Source organism: Marinobacter sp. es.042 (assembly GCF_900188315.1).
Lineage (GTDB): Bacteria > Pseudomonadota > Gammaproteobacteria > Pseudomonadales > Oleiphilaceae > Marinobacter.
The window spans coordinates 1,869,930-1,883,703 of record NZ_LT897781.1; the positions used below are offsets into that span (position 1 = coordinate 1,869,930).

The 13,774-nt window shown below is 56.8% G+C and carries 12 protein-coding genes and 1 tRNA gene; 2 read left to right on the plus strand and 11 right to left on the minus strand.

The annotated features are described in order from the left end of the window. Nucleotides 1–3 precede the first annotated feature (3 nt). The 7 genes from CFB02_RS08790 to CFB02_RS08820 form a co-directional block, all read right to left on the minus strand. The gene (locus CFB02_RS08790; protein ID WP_008170503.1) at nucleotides 4–843 is read right to left on the minus strand and encodes a DUF2797 domain-containing protein; all 840 of its coding nucleotides are present in this window, start codon (nucleotides 841–843) and stop codon (nucleotides 4–6) included. Then, nucleotides 840–1,130 carry a YeaC family protein gene (locus tag CFB02_RS08795; protein WP_008170505.1) on the minus strand — a complete coding sequence of 97 codons (291 nt, stop codon included), beginning with the start codon at nucleotides 1,128–1,130 and terminating at the stop codon, nucleotides 840–842. The genes CFB02_RS08790 and CFB02_RS08795 overlap by 4 nt, the downstream gene beginning before the upstream one ends. 165 nt (nucleotides 1,131–1,295) lie before the next feature. Then, the gene (locus CFB02_RS08800) at nucleotides 1,296–2,159 is read right to left on the minus strand and encodes a rhomboid family intramembrane serine protease (protein WP_088557698.1); all 864 of its coding nucleotides are present in this window, start codon (nucleotides 2,157–2,159) and stop codon (nucleotides 1,296–1,298) included. 43 nt (nucleotides 2,160–2,202) lie between these two features. After that, nucleotides 2,203–3,216, minus strand: coding sequence for a metallophosphoesterase (locus CFB02_RS08805; protein WP_088557699.1), 1,014 nt, complete (start codon nucleotides 3,214–3,216; stop codon nucleotides 2,203–2,205). Between the two features lie 2 nt (nucleotides 3,217–3,218). Continuing rightward, nucleotides 3,219–4,103 (minus strand): NAD(+) kinase, encoded by an 885-nt coding sequence (locus CFB02_RS08810; RefSeq protein WP_008170512.1) that lies wholly within the window; start codon nucleotides 4,101–4,103, stop codon nucleotides 3,219–3,221. A gap of 111 nt (nucleotides 4,104–4,214) precedes the next feature. Continuing rightward, complete coding sequence (locus CFB02_RS08815) at nucleotides 4,215–5,462, minus strand: DNA repair protein (RefSeq protein ID WP_088557700.1); 1,248 nt, start codon at nucleotides 5,460–5,462, stop codon at nucleotides 4,215–4,217. A gap of 109 nt (nucleotides 5,463–5,571) precedes the next feature. Further along, entirely contained in the window at nucleotides 5,572–7,641 is a 2,070-nt protein-coding gene (locus CFB02_RS08820) for an NADPH-dependent 2,4-dienoyl-CoA reductase (RefSeq protein WP_088557701.1), read from the minus strand. 154 nt (nucleotides 7,642–7,795) lie between these two features. Between CFB02_RS08820 and CFB02_RS08825 the strand changes: the two genes are divergently transcribed. Further along, nucleotides 7,796–8,845, plus strand: coding sequence for an AraC family transcriptional regulator (locus CFB02_RS08825; protein WP_088557702.1), 1,050 nt, complete (start codon nucleotides 7,796–7,798; stop codon nucleotides 8,843–8,845). A gap of 250 nt (nucleotides 8,846–9,095) precedes the next feature. Here CFB02_RS08825 and CFB02_RS08830 read toward each other — a convergent pair. Continuing rightward, a tRNA-Asp gene (locus CFB02_RS08830) sits at nucleotides 9,096–9,172 on the minus strand. 138 nt (nucleotides 9,173–9,310) lie between these two features. After that, nucleotides 9,311–10,342: an AraC family transcriptional regulator gene (locus CFB02_RS08835; protein WP_008170520.1), complete on the minus strand. Its 1,032-nt coding sequence runs from the start codon at nucleotides 10,340–10,342 to the stop codon at nucleotides 9,311–9,313. Nucleotides 10,343–10,627: 285 nt separating this feature from the next. Here CFB02_RS08835 and CFB02_RS08840 point away from each other — a divergent pair, with 285 nt between their 5' ends. Beyond that, the gene (locus tag CFB02_RS08840; RefSeq protein ID WP_088557703.1) at nucleotides 10,628–11,503 is read left to right on the plus strand and encodes a MaoC family dehydratase; all 876 of its coding nucleotides are present in this window, start codon (nucleotides 10,628–10,630) and stop codon (nucleotides 11,501–11,503) included. On the opposite strand, the gene CFB02_RS08845 is transcribed toward CFB02_RS08840, so the two are convergent. Continuing rightward, nucleotides 11,500–13,077 (minus strand): response regulator, encoded by a 1,578-nt coding sequence (locus CFB02_RS08845; RefSeq protein ID WP_088557704.1) that lies wholly within the window; start codon nucleotides 13,075–13,077, stop codon nucleotides 11,500–11,502. The genes CFB02_RS08840 and CFB02_RS08845 overlap by 4 nt on opposite strands. Nucleotides 13,078–13,122: 45 nt before the next feature. Continuing rightward, nucleotides 13,123–13,749: a response regulator FixJ gene (gene fixJ, locus CFB02_RS08850; RefSeq protein WP_088557705.1), complete on the minus strand. Its 627-nt coding sequence runs from the start codon at nucleotides 13,747–13,749 to the stop codon at nucleotides 13,123–13,125. Between the last annotated feature and the right edge of the window lie 25 nt (nucleotides 13,750–13,774).

Sequence of the window (13,774 nt, forward strand, 5' to 3'; positions counted from 1 at the left end):
CTATCAGCCTTCCATGACCCGGAAGCGGACTTCATAACCGGTGAACTTCCGAATATTGATCACACCGGTATCCAGAATAAGGTACTGCCCCTTGATGCCCTCAAGTACGCCCTCGACTTCCGGCGATTTGTCGAGGTTATGGGTTTTGATCTTGGCTGGCCAGACCTGGACAGGATAGCTCAGGCCAAGCCCCTGCTCGTCAACTTCCCGAATGGAGTCCTGACCGTGGGCCTGCCTGAGCGACTCAAGGTCGTCGGATATCAGCCCAAGCATCCGCTGCCGCTCATCCACCAGATCGAGTTCCGGGACATCGCCCTTGAGCATGGCCCGCCAGTTGGTCCGATCGGCGACGTGAGCCTTACAGGCAACTTCCACAAGGCCTGCGAGGTATCGCGTTGCAACTCGCACCATCGGGATAGCGTCAACAGCCCCCTGGTCAATCCACCGTGTTGGCACCTGGGAAGCCCGGGTAATACCAACCTTGAGACCCGACGAGTTCGCAAGGTACACCACATGCTCCACCATGCAATGGGTTTCACCCCACTCGGGCTCACGGCAGGTACCAAGATGATAGTGGCACTTCTCCGGACTCATGATGCAGCTGTCACAAGCGGCAAGCTTGCGGAAACAGGGGTAACAAAAGCCCTGATTAAAGCTTTTGTTGGTTTTCCTGTCGCAATGGATACAGCGAATCACGCCATCAAAATCCAGGCGCAAAGGCCTGCCGATCAGATCATTCAGAGGGATACGGGTATCGCCAACGGCAATGGAATAGGCCACCGGGTTTCCGGCCTCCGCCGGCATTTTCCGGAGCCGGCCGGTGACATCAATCAGTTCGCTCAAGACTTGACCTCGACAAACTGGCTGGGGTCCATATCGTCTTTATCCTGCTTGCGCTGCACCGAAGGATCGCAGGCGGTACCGGCTTTGCTGCCCCGATCCAGGTAGCCAGTACGCTCTTCTTCAGGAATGTTGTGAAGGTTCTCGTAGTAGATCACCGCTTCCAGGCTGATTTCACGCTGTTCGGGCGTCAGTTTTCGGCCATCAGGCCATTTGCCGAGTTCAATTGACTGCCGGAGGCTCCGGTAGACATTGGGATCCAGTCGCTCGATCAGTTCTTCGTAAGTCATCCCGCTCTCCTGAAAAAACGTTCATTAAAAATATGGCGGAACCGTTTGACAGCATCAAACGATAATGATTATCATTACTTCACCAAATGACGACGGTCGTATCATTTGGTCTCTCTCATCAGGAGCTAAAAGCTCTTTTAATGCCCCGCCTCTGGCGGGGCTTTTTTATGCGCCCCTTCTGCCTCTTACGGGCAAAACCACCGCAAGGGCCAGGCCGGCAACAAACCCACCCAGGTGCGCCTCGTTGGCCATACGCCCGAGCCCGATCATTTCCGGCAGCGGGGTAAACCCGATGACCATCCACGCAACGGCAAAGGTTACCAACGCAGGTGGAAACTGAAACCTCGGTGCCGATCGCTGGCTGAGCCAACAATAGCCCAGAATCCCATACACCACTCCCGATAGCCCACCGAACAGCGGGCCCGAGACAAAATACTGCAGGCCGTTGGAAATCAGGCTGGTGATCACAAACAGCGTGATTAGCCGGGCGCGACCATCAAACCACTCGATCTGGCTACCCAGAAACCAGAGCATGACCGAATTGAAAATGATGTGGGTCCAGCTGAAGTGCAGAAAATCCGGCGTCAGCAGCCGCCAGACCTGGCCGCTTGCCAGCGTCGCTGTCAGCGCTTCAATGCGGCCGGCCATGGTGCTCCAGTCGAAATCCCGGGGGTCGATCACCATCAGGCTGGCCGCCAGCTCATTCTGCCCCATGGCCGTGAGCCAGACCATGGCTACGGCAAACACGATAATCCCAAGCACCAGCGGCGCATGACGCGGAGAAGGTTGCCAGCGGCCACCAACAAACACCGGCGAGCGGTTCTGACGATCCACCGCTTCCCTGATTTCCGGTTCCGCCATAAAACGGTCAAGGGCCGAGAGCACGGGTTCCGCATGGGCGGGATCTTCCAGCCAGAGCACCTGGAACCCGCCCTCTTCCGTGATGCGGTGGGTCACACCCTGGCCGTTCAGCCAACGGCTGAAGCCCGCCAGGTTTACCGTGGTATCCAATTGCTTGACTCGGTACACCGCTTACTCCGCCTCCGGAAATGATTCAGCCACAACGCTCGGTCTAGCGTGCAAGACTGTCCTCGCTATTGGGATAATCCGATTGCTCCGGTCTTTCCACATCAACCCAGACAAATTTGTCCCGGGAAAGTGCCCGCTCACCATCCATTCGGTAAGCGACCAACCGCCCGTACTTCACGGCACTGTAGTCGATGCAGGCGACATTGGATTTGAGCGGCGCCGGTTCGCCTTCCATCCAGTAATGCCCGACAAAGACCGGAGGCGCATCAAGAGGATAACTGATCAGCTGTTTACGCTCGCTTTCCGTCAATACCCGACTTGCCACTTCCGGTGGCAACGGGTCCGGCTGGAAGACAACATCGGCATAGGTATGAGGGTCGTCGGCCCAGAACTTGGTTCGGAAAAACTCGCGCACATAGCCATCCCGACCGGTAATGGTCATTCCCCGGGGAAGCCGCAAATCCGTCCCCCTCAAAAGGGTATCCATGACCTGCCCGGCAAAAGACTCGATGGCGGCAGAGGCGTGCAGGAAATCCTCATCAATGCACGAACCACCCTGCGACTGCTTGAATTTCTCGATCAGGTCGCCATCCCAACACGCGTGCACAACGCGGAAATCCTCGTCGTCGATGAACAGAGGTATGGTGTAGAACCACTCGAGAAACTCATTCCACTCGTAGGGGTGCGCTTCGAACTGCTCGAGAGTCTCGCGGATCAGGCGGTCGTGACGCGCGTTGTGCTCGCGCAGGAAGGTTTTGCCGCTGCCCGGGCGCGCCCGCGTGCAGTACCCCAGGGCATTGTACTCATGGTTGCCCATGACAATTCGGGCCGAACCAAGTTCCACCATATCGCGCACAAGGTGCAGGGCTTCACGGATGCGTGGGCCACGATCAATGATATCGCCGATGAAGATCGCCTGACGACGGGGGTGCTGGTAGACCCCGTTGATCTTCCGATACCCCATCTGGTCCAGCAATCGGGCCAGAGTATTGGCACAGCCGTGAATGTCGCCAATGATGTCGTAACCGCGGTTTGCGGTCGATTTTGTCGCAGCCATGATCAACTCGCTGATATTTCACTAGCCCAGCCAAGCTTGTCACGGCAGGTGGCGTAGAAATTATGGTCTGTGGGGTGAATCAAACGGATCTTGAACGGCTTTTTGGTAATGCGAATGATATCGCCCGGAGCGCAGGCAATGTTCATCTGGCCGTCAAAGCTTATTTGCGGATAGGTTTCATTGGTCTCCCCGATCACCAGTTTGATCTCACTCTTGCCATCGACAACGATCGGCCGGCTACTGAGAGTGTGGGGAAACATGGGCACCAGAACAATGGCGTCCAGCTTCGGGTGCATGATCGGACCACCGGCAGACAGCGAATAGGCGGTAGACCCGGTCGGCGTAGAGACAATCAGGCCATCCGAACGCTGGCTGTACACGAAATGGCCGTCGATGAAGAGGTCAAAGCCAATCATCCGGGTGGATTTACCGGGATGCAGTACGACATCGTTCAGGGCCGTACCAAACCCCAGGGGCTGGCCGTTGCGCTCAACATTGCCATCCAGCAGGAACCGCGTCTCCTCCATGTACTCGCCTTCCAGAACCTTGCCCAGGCGTTCCTCAAGATCGGACGGCGAGATGTCAGTCAGGAAGCCCAACCGCCCACGGTTTACCCCAAGCAGGGGAATCTTGGACTTGGCCAACTCCCGGGCGGCGCCCAGAAGGCTGCCATCCCCGCCAACCACGATGACCAGATCACAGATTTCGCCCAGAAGCTTTTTGCTGGCCACCTGCAGGCCATGCCCTGGCAGCATGCTGGCTGTGTCTTCTTCAAGAATGACGTGGTAATTGTTGGTGATCAGGTACTGTTTGAGCTGGCGCAGTGATTCAACCACTTTCACACTGCCCATTCGGCCAATTACACCAATGTTCCTGAACTGATCCATGAAGTTTCCTGTGATGTCGGGATGCGGCGGGGACCAACGAAACCGTTACCCCGGTGACAATCTGGCGTACAGTTTAACGAAAGTCACCCCGATACTGAAAAAGTTCGAACCTCAGGCCTGGTGTTTCTCGCACCGATCATCAACACCCGGGCGGAATTCCGAGGGCTGGCTTACCCGCAGGATCGGCTCACCACAGGGTTTGCCATCGTTGCCCTTTTGGGTGCACACGGGATTTTCATAGTGATCCAGCCATTCACGATAGGCGGGCTCATTCATGCCGCAGCGTTCCGCGGCATAGGCGGTGGGGTTACTGAAGTAGGTCTCAATGTCCTTGAAGGGCAGCGTTACGTGACCGACGCCTGGCTGGTAGGCCACCAGAAACACCGCCTGGCGCTTCAGGTGGTCCATGATGGAGTCTTCCGGAGGTTCGCGGTTTCTCAGCTCGTGGTTCTCTTCCTCGAGAGCTACAATCTTCTCGTCTCTCAGCTCGAGTTCGCGCTGACGCCGCTCCAGCTGCTCCCTGAGGAGCAGGAGCTCGGCACCCGCATTTGAATCCTCCCGCTGTTTCTCCTCACCTACCGCGGCCATCTGCTCTTGCATGGCGAGGTACTGCTCGTTTCTTTCGGAAAGTCGCTTCTTGAGCTGCTCATTACTGAGGCGCTGGCGTTCGTATTTCTGCTCGAGATCCGCAATATCACTGCGTAACCCCTGGACCTCCAGCCGGTGCTCTCGCTGGATATCCGAAAGCGCGTCGCGGTGAACACTCTGGAGGGTCTTGATCCGCAGGCGTTGCTCACGAATCAACTGCGCCAGGCGGGAACGGTCGGCGGCGGCTGCGGCCTCTTCGCGCTCCGAAGAATCTTCTGCCTGCTCACTCAGAACCGGAATATTCTCTTCCTGTACCGGCTCAACTTTGCGGAATTTAAGGCTATTGGCCTCTACTGCCTTGCGAATGGCCTGGAAATGATTATTCCCCGGGGTCATGTCCGGGTCCCAAAGATCCTCCTTGAACTTGGGATCGGGGCATTGGCTTCGGCAAACCAGCCGGATCGGACCACCGCCCATGTCCGGCCCCTTTGCACCTTGCCTGGCAAGCTCTTCAATCGGCAGGTTCCAGTGACTGTCTGCCCTGCCCTCCTCATCAAACCAGATTCGGAAGAACACGAGTGCCTGAACACGAAGATCGGGACTCAACTCAACCAGAACAGCCCTGACATCGGTTTCGGCAAGATCGGACAGCCCAACGTAGCCATCCAGGAAAGCGCCGAATTCCGTGGCCCGCATTTCGCGGGCCACCTGGCTTCCTTCCACAAAAAATACCGCCGAATAACCATCGGTTGCCTGGTCGGCAGACACCATTGCACGTTCTCCAAAGTTCAACGACTCGACAGACTCAAAGCTATTAGTCTAGCCAGACAATCGTTTCTGCGCAGGGAAAAAGTGCAACGATTTGTGATCGTGTTTGCGCTTAAAGCTCTGCTGCCAGGCGACTGCCCTGGTTGATCGCTCGCTTGGCATCGAGTTCAGCTGCCACATCCGAGCCACCAATCAGGTGAACTGGCAGACCCGCTGCCTCGAGTTCGCTTTGCAGTTCACGCAGCGGCTCCTGGCCCGCGCAGACGATAATGGTATCCACGGGCAGCACACGATCTTCGCCCTGCTCTGCGCCTTTCGGCGTGACCGTTATATGCAGCCCCTCATCATCAATTTTACGATAGGTCACACCAGGCACCATCTGAACCTGACGGTTTTTCAGGGAAGTCCGGTGAATCCAGCCGGTGGTCTTGCCCAGGTTCTTGCCCACTTTCGAGGCCTTGCGCTGAAGCAGATAGACTTCCCGGGCCGGTTCCGGCACCTGGGGCTCAACGCCCTGGATGCCACCACGATGCTCAACGCTGAGATCCACACCCCACTCCCGCATGAAGTGATCGGTATCCAAAGCAGCCGACGTGCCCTTGTGAACGATAAACTCGGAGACATCGAAACCGATACCGCCGGCACCGATCACAGCCACTTTCTGGCCAACCGGCTTGCGCTCCAACAACGCGTCCAGATAACCGATCACCTTGGGATGATCGATACCCTCGATTTCCGGCGTACGCGGCTTTACGCCCGTAGCCAGAATCACTTCGTCAAAGCCACCGGCTTTCAGGTCGTCAGCGCTAACCCGGGTGTTCAGGCGTACATCCACCTGATGCTTGTCGAGCATCACCCGGAAATAACGCAACGTCTCGTAAAACTCTTCCTTGCCCGGAATCAGCTTGGCAACATTGAACTGGCCACCAATCTCGCTGCCTGCGTCAAACAGCGTCACCTTGTGGCCACGCTCTGCTGCCACGGAAGCGAAAGCCATTCCGGCCGGGCCGGCACCGACCACCGCAATGGATTTCGGCTTCGCGGTCTTCACATAGGTAAGCTCGGTTTCATGGCAGGCGCGGGGATTGACCAGGCAGGACGTCAGCTTGCCACTGAAGGTATGATCAAGGCAGGCCTGATTACAGCCGATGCAAGTGTTGATCTCCTCCGCGCGGTCTTCCGCCGCCTTCAGAACCAGATCGGCGTCTGCGAGAAACGGCCGGGCCATGGACACCATATCGGCATCGCCCTCGGCCAGAATCTTCTCGGCAACGTCCGGCATGTTAATCCGGTTGGTGGTGACCAGAGGAATGCTCACTTCACCTTTCAGCCGCGCGGTCACCTTGGTAAATGCGCCCCGGGGAACTGAGGTGGCAATGGTAGGTACGCGAGCCTCATGCCAGCCGATGCCCGTATTAATGATGGTTGCACCCGCCTTCTCGATTTCCTTGGCCAGATGCACTACCTCTTCCCAGGTACTGCCGTCTTCAATCAGATCCAGCATGGACAGGCGGTAGATCAGGATAAAGTTCTCACCCACTCGCTCACGAACCCGGCGAACGATTTCGATCGGCAGACGAATGCGGTTTTCGTAACTGCCACCCCAACGGTCAGTCCGATGGTTGGTGTGAGACACAATGAACTGGTTAATGAAGTAACCCTCTGACCCCATCACTTCAACGCCGTCATAACCGGCACTTTGCGCCAGTGCGGCGCACTCCGCGTAGTCCTGAATCTGCTTCTCGATTCCGTCCTCATCCAGTTCCCGGGGCTTGAACGGATTAATTGGCGCCTGAATGGCCGAGGGTGCCACCAGCTCCGGAGAATAGGCGTAGCGGCCAGCGTGGAGGATCTGCATGCAGATCTTGCCATCGGCTCCATGCACCGCATCGGTAATGACCCTGTGCTTTTCGACTTCCTCTTCGGTGGTCATCTTGGCGGCGTGCTGGAAAACGCCCCCTTCCACATTCGGAGCAATACCGCCAGTCACGATCAGGCCAGCACCACCACGGGCACGCTCTGCATAGAATGCCGCAAGGCGTTCGAAGCCATTTTTGGCCTCTTCCAGGCCGGTGTGCATGGAACCCATCAGGGTGCGGTTACGCAGTTTGGTAAAACCAAGGTCCAGTGGCTCAAGCAGGTTCGGGTATTTGGCAACGCCTGGCGTCGTGCTCGCGGTCATGTTTGCTCTCCTAGTCGTGATCTTGGGCGGAACGCCTGTAAATCACAGGGCTCCATTCATTGTTGAGCCTTAAACTACCCGCGCATCTTGCCATCGACAATATCCAGGGATAACATTTTATTATCTTTGGATAACATGTCAGACAAAGGCTTCAATGAACGCCCACCTATCCAGCCCGTCAAAAAACCGAAACTCACTCGGAGACATCAGTGTTCTCTATGTGTCGGCTCTTTTGCGGGCCGCCGAAGCCGAAGGCGCCAGCAGCTCAGAACTGGCATCCCGTTTCCAGCTTGACCATCAGACCCTGACATCACCGGAAGCGCGCATCAGCATCCCGCGGTTCATGCGTCTGGGGCATGCCGCGATCAACGAGACCGGCAACCCGGCTCTCGGGCTGAGGATGGGAGCGCTATCACGCCCTGTCGACGCGGGGATTGCAGGGCTGGCCGGAGAAACCGCCGGCACCGCTGGCGCGGCACTCGCCACGCTGATTCGCTACGCTCTGCTAACCAGCCGCAATAGCCGCGGCGTTCCAACTGTCCAACCGGAAAACCGGCAAGCAAAGTTCTACTCGATTCGTCCCTATAACGGCTTCAACTACTTCGTGGTGGATTCCGTTCTTGCTGCGTGGACCCAGTTTCTCCGGACCGTTACGGGCCGTTATGACGTTCTGGAGAAGGTCACTATCGAATACCGATCAATCAGCCAGGATGATTTGTTCGAGAGCTGGTTCCGCTGCCCCGTGCAGTTTGGGGCTTCCAACAACAGCCTTACCGTTCGGCAGGATATTTGGGAAAGCACCAGCCAGCAGGCTCAGCCGGCCATGCATGAAAAGATTTCGGATCTCTGCGAACGGGAACTTCAGCAGATACGACGGGGATGGACTACGGGCGACCGGGTAAAAAACCTCCTCACACCCCTGTTTCGGGGCGAGACACCCAGCCTGGAAACCATTGCAGTTAAACTGGGGGTTGCGCCATGGACGCTCCAGAGACAACTCGCCGCCGAGGAAACCGGATTCAGGGAACTGGTGGATGAAACGCGAAAACAGCTGGCGCGGGATTATATTCGGGAGACAGAGACATCACTGGCGGAGATTGCCTGGCTTCTGGGCTTTGCCAATCCTGCGGCCTTCCACAAGGCCTACCGGCGCTGGTTCAATCTAAGCCCCGGGGAACACCGAAAGCAGATCAGGCATGGGTGACATCGGTGATGGTTTCATCCCTTGCCTATAACTCCATGGCGTCGTCCCAGCCATCATCGTCTTCATATTCTTCGAACTGGTTTTCAATCAACTCTTCTTCGTAATCCCGCATCACAGCCTTCCTGATTCCTGAATTTCCAGAAATAGCCTAGAAGTTCTCAATGACAGAACGATGACAATGAAGCTTCGCGTTGAATGCAATACAACTGGAAAGGTCGGATAACGTGAAAGGTAAAACGAGGGGCAAAAATGGCGGAGCGGACGGGACTCGAACCCGCGACCCCCGGCGTGACAGGCCGGTATTCTAACCAACTGAACTACCGCTCCGTGCGGGTCATCACAGCTCGCCTTGAAAAGGCTTGGCAATCAAGGGTGTGATTGCTCTGTGACAACGAGGGCGCATTATAAAGAGGCGCCCTGTTATGTCAACGCTTTTTCTTAAATATTTTCAGAAAAAGCGTTCTGTTACATGGCATCGACCATGGCGTCCTTGCCCTGGGCGGTTTTGCGGTATTCGATAGGTGTCATTCCGGACCAGCGCTTGAATGCGCGATAAAAAGTGCTGGGCTCAGAAAAGCCGGTCAGATAGACAATCTCATCAATGGATTCATCGGTGGTTGCCAGCAACTGACGGGCCAGGCGATAGCGAAAATCCGCGAGTACCTGATTGAAACTGGTCTCGGCCTCTGTCAGCCGGGTACGCAGGGTCCTCGGCTTGATGCCGAGCCGCTCGGCCACGGCATCGAGGGTGACCTCTCCACTATCGAGGAGCTCTGCGACAATCCGCTCCACCTGACCAACGATGTCTTTCTTCTCCAACCGGGCAACCTGTTCGCTGGCAAACCGCTCGTGCAGATCCAGCAGCTCCGGCTCGGCATGCGGCGAGGCATGGGAAAGCAGCTTGGCCGGGAAATACAGCCGGTTTTCCGGCGCACCGAAGGTGACGTCGCACCCCAGCACCTCGCGAACATGATCCTGGCCCTCGGCACGCTCATGCTCGAACTCGATGCGTGACGGGTAAAAGTTGCCATCGGTGATGGAGCGGAAAAAGGTAATCAATCCCAGCACGAAACATTCATTGAAATGCCGTAAACGACGTACATCATCAGACGCTGCATCCAGAACCATGCAGGCATCGTCGCCCTCAATGAAGAAATCGGTGTTAGCAGCATCACTCAGCAGACGCTGATAGTTCTGGGCCCGACGCAGGCCCTCGCCGAATGTTGGGCTGCTCAGAAAGAGGTATTCCAGCACCTGCCCCTTATACGCTGGCAGCAGCTGTCCAAGATGCAGGCCAACATCCGGATCGCCGGAAACATCCTCAACAGCCTGCCAGAAGTACATCTGCGCACTGTGGGGAGTTCGAAGCTGTTCGGTATAAACGTAATTTTCATCCACACCCAGACGGCTGAAAATCGCATTGGTATCGATTCCCTTCTTTTTCATCGCCTCATAAATCAGGCGCAACATCACTCCCGCGTCACGAAGTTCCTGCATAAGATCCCGTTTTCTTATTTGTTGACTTCTACTTTGGCCGGCCGGACAGTCGCCGGGGCTCGCCAGGTCAATGCCTGATCTGGCAGGGTTTGCCACACTCCAGAGGTTTGTCAGACCCAGAGGGCCCAGAAAAGGCACCCTGTTAGACAATCGTCTTATATTAGAGCATATCAGGCCACGAACGCCGAGTTGTACCAAAATGTAAAAAAAAGCATATCCTCTGCTACTACGCTTTTACTCAGGCAGCGCCGGCATTTCCGGTCGAGGCTATAAAGGAGGAAATCCATGCCAGAGACCCTCGTTTACCACACGACACCACCCGCCTTATTGCCCATGTATGGCAGAACACTGCTGCCGAAACAAAAGCAAACCGGCGGTGACGTCAGCATCCCGGAGTTGTCTGCCAGCCTGCTTGGCGTCAGTACTGCCGGCAAGAACCTCAAGCGCTACCAGCAGGTCTGTGGCTTCGCGGCAGGTAGTCATCTGCCCGTTACCTGGCCCCATGTGCTGGCTTTTCCACTGCACCTAAAACTGCTCACCGAGAAGGCCTTTCCCCTGCCGCTGCTGGGCCTGGTGCACCTGCGAAACACCATTACCCAGCACCGGCCGATCGGCACCGGGGAGAACCTGGATTTATCTGTACGGCTGGGGAATACCGTGAAAAGTGACCGGGGCGTGGAGTTTGATCTCATCACCGAGGCTCGCTCGGCTGGTAAACTGGTGTGGGAAGAAGCGAGCACGACGTTGTTCCGACAACCGGATGGCGAGAGCAAGTCGTCCGGCAAAAAAACACCGCCAGAGCTGGAACGTTATCCGAACACCGAAAATTTCAAGGCGCCCGAATCGATTGGCCGGCAATACGCCCGGGTATCCGGCGACAGCAACCCGATCCACATGCATGCCCTGAGCGCCAAAGCGTTCGGCTTTCCACGGGCAATCGCCCACGGCATGTGGACCAAAGCCCACGCACTGGCGCTACTGGAGCAACAGGAAGGCTGGCAAGGCAGTGCCCTCAGCATCAGCTGCCAGTTCAAGAAACCGCTGTTTCTGCCCGGTACAGCCCAGCTGAACTGGAAAACCGGAGAAACGGGGTGGGACTACCAGGTGCTGAATGCCAAAGGCGATGCGCCCCATCTGACCGGGCGCGTCGACTGGCTTTAGGCAGGCTTGCCATCCGGTGCGCAGGGGGAACCCTGGGCGCCGGCAACGGGCAACGTGAAATAGAAACAGGCACCACCGCCTTCCGGCCGCTCGAAACCGATGTCACCACCCTGCGCCTGGATGAGGGAACGGCAGGTTGAAAGACCAATCCCCATCCCTTCGTCTTTGGTCGTGAAGAACGGCAGGAACAGTTTCTCTTCGGCATCTTCCGAGAGGCCGATGCCATGATCACGTACCTGGATTCGAACACAGGTGCCACCCTGCACACTGGCACTCACTTCTACCGGCGCGCTGGAATCAATACTGCTGGTCGCTTCCAGAGCGTTGCGAATCAGATTCAGGGCGACCTGCTGCACCTGAACCGGATCGGCCAGAACCTCAGGCATGTCCTCAGGCACGGACAGCTCAATGGCGCCCTTGTTATTACGCATATCCACCTCGGCAAACTGCCGGGTGTCTTCCAGCAACGCGGGCACTGACAGTACTTCCTTGCCCGTCGCCGGTTTTTTCATGAATCTACGAATGCGTCGGATGATTTCACTGGCACGATGGGACTGTGCCTCGATCTTGTCGAGGGTCTCCTGGAGCAGCCCCATGTCAGGGCTTTCCTTTGCCATCATCCGCTTGGCGACCCGGGCATAATTGGTGATGGCGGTCAGCGGCTGGTTCACCTCGTGGGCAACCCCGGCGGCCATTTCACCCATGGTGGTCAGGCGCGAGGTATGGGCAAGCTGATCGCGCTGTTCCTGAACCAGTTGCCGGGCATCCTCCAGCGCCTTTTCATTGTCCAGTTCGGCGGTGATATCCCGGAATACAACAACGGCACCGTGGAGCTCGTCAGAGTCCAGTTTCGGGGTTGAGCGGTACTCCGCCGGAAAGCCGGTTCCGTCGGCCCTTAGCATTCGGATATCCCGCTGGTTCTCGGCCACACCCTGCTGACAGGTCGCCTTCACCGGCAGTCCGTCCGGATTGTCACCGGCAGTCGCGAAGTGGGTTTCGAAGAAATCACGACCAATCAACTCTTCCACCGGGCAGCCAACAATTGATGCCGCCGCCGGATTGGCAAATTCAATAATGCCGTTCTCATCGAGGCCGTAGATGCCTTCGCTGATGGAGTTCAGAATCCGGGCCTGGTCGCTTTGCAGCTCCCGGTTGCGGGCCTGCAACTCTCTTTCAAGACGAATAACGCTGGCGTGGGTTTTCACGCGAGCGATCACTTCCTGGGACTGGAACGGCTTGGAGATGTAGTCGGCACCGCCGAGTGAAAAGCCCTTCACCTTTGCCTGCAGGTCGTCCAGCGCAGACAGAAAGACGACGGCACAGTCTGCCGTCTGCGGGGCGGCCTTGAGGCGCTCGCAGACTTCATAGCCGTCCATCTCCGGCATCATGATATCAAGGAGAATCACTTCGGGCTGATGGCGGTGGGCAAGGTCGAGGGCCTTTTCGCCCTCGTTGGCAATGAGTAGCCGGTAACCTTTGTCTTTCAGGGTCTCATAGAGGACTTTGAGGTTCTGCGGATTGTCATCCACGAGCAGAACCGTCACCTCCGAGTTCTCGCTGACAGCTTCAGTCATAAATGTCGGGCCGGTTAGAAGAGTAACCGTATGATGCCGCCGGGATCACCCTGCGTCGATAAGGTCCTTTACGGACAGGACCATACGAACGAGATGTGCCAGGGAATGGGTTCCCATCTTGTGCATAACGCGGGAACGGTGGATCTCGACCGTGCGCTGGCTAATTTCCAGCTCAATGGCAATCACCTTGTTGGCCTGACCGGCTATCATCCGGTCCATGATCTCGTGTTCCCGGGGGGTCAGGCTCTTGATGCGGCGAATGATCTCCTGCTTCTCGTCCAGAGACTTACGCTGCTCCTGGTCCTGTTTGAGAGCTGCCTCGATTTTCTCCAGCAGCGCCTCCTCACGGTAGGGCTTCTGGATGAAATCCACAGCACCCTCTTTCATGGCGTCGACGGCCATAGGCACGTCACCGTGCCCGGTCACAAAGATGATCGGCAGAATGGAGTGCTTTTCATTAAGCTTCTTCTGGAGCTCCATACCGTCCATGCCCGGCATGCGAATATCCAGCACAATGCAGCCTGCCATCTTGTCGGAATAGTCCTTCAGGAAAGCGGTTGCACTCTCATAGGTCTTTACCGGCTTGCCGTCGGATTTCAGCAGCAGTTCCAGGGAATCGCGGACTGCTTCATCGTCCTCAACAACGTACACGGTTTGCTGGATATCAGTCATGGGTGTGTTCTCTCCTGTCCGTTTT

What these genes read in the sequence shown, in the direction of transcription:
- CFB02_RS08795 (WP_008170505.1), bottom strand. Translation starts at nt 1,130, where the DNA reads ATGACTTACGAAGAACTGATCGAGCGACTGGATCCCAATGTCTACCGG.
- CFB02_RS08805 (WP_088557699.1), bottom strand. Translation starts at nt 3,216, where the DNA reads ATGGCTGCGACAAAATCGACCGCAAACCGCGGTTACGACATCATTGGC.
- CFB02_RS08810 (WP_008170512.1), bottom strand. Translation starts at nt 4,103, where the DNA reads ATGGATCAGTTCAGGAACATTGGTGTAATTGGCCGAATGGGCAGTGTG.
- CFB02_RS08815 (WP_088557700.1), bottom strand. Translation starts at nt 5,462, where the DNA reads ATGGTGTCTGCCGACCAGGCAACCGATGGTTATTCGGCGGTATTTTTT.
- CFB02_RS08820 (WP_088557701.1), bottom strand. Translation starts at nt 7,641, where the DNA reads ATGACCGCGAGCACGACGCCAGGCGTTGCCAAATACCCGAACCTGCTT.
- CFB02_RS08825 (WP_088557702.1), top strand. Translation starts at nt 7,796, where the DNA reads ATGAACGCCCACCTATCCAGCCCGTCAAAAAACCGAAACTCACTCGGA.
- CFB02_RS08835 (WP_008170520.1), bottom strand. Translation starts at nt 10,342, where the DNA reads ATGCAGGAACTTCGTGACGCGGGAGTGATGTTGCGCCTGATTTATGAG.
- CFB02_RS08840 (WP_088557703.1), top strand. Translation starts at nt 10,628, where the DNA reads ATGCCAGAGACCCTCGTTTACCACACGACACCACCCGCCTTATTGCCC.
- CFB02_RS08845 (WP_088557704.1), bottom strand. Translation starts at nt 13,077, where the DNA reads ATGACTGAAGCTGTCAGCGAGAACTCGGAGGTGACGGTTCTGCTCGTG.
- fixJ (WP_088557705.1), bottom strand. Translation starts at nt 13,749, where the DNA reads ATGACTGATATCCAGCAAACCGTGTACGTTGTTGAGGACGATGAAGCA.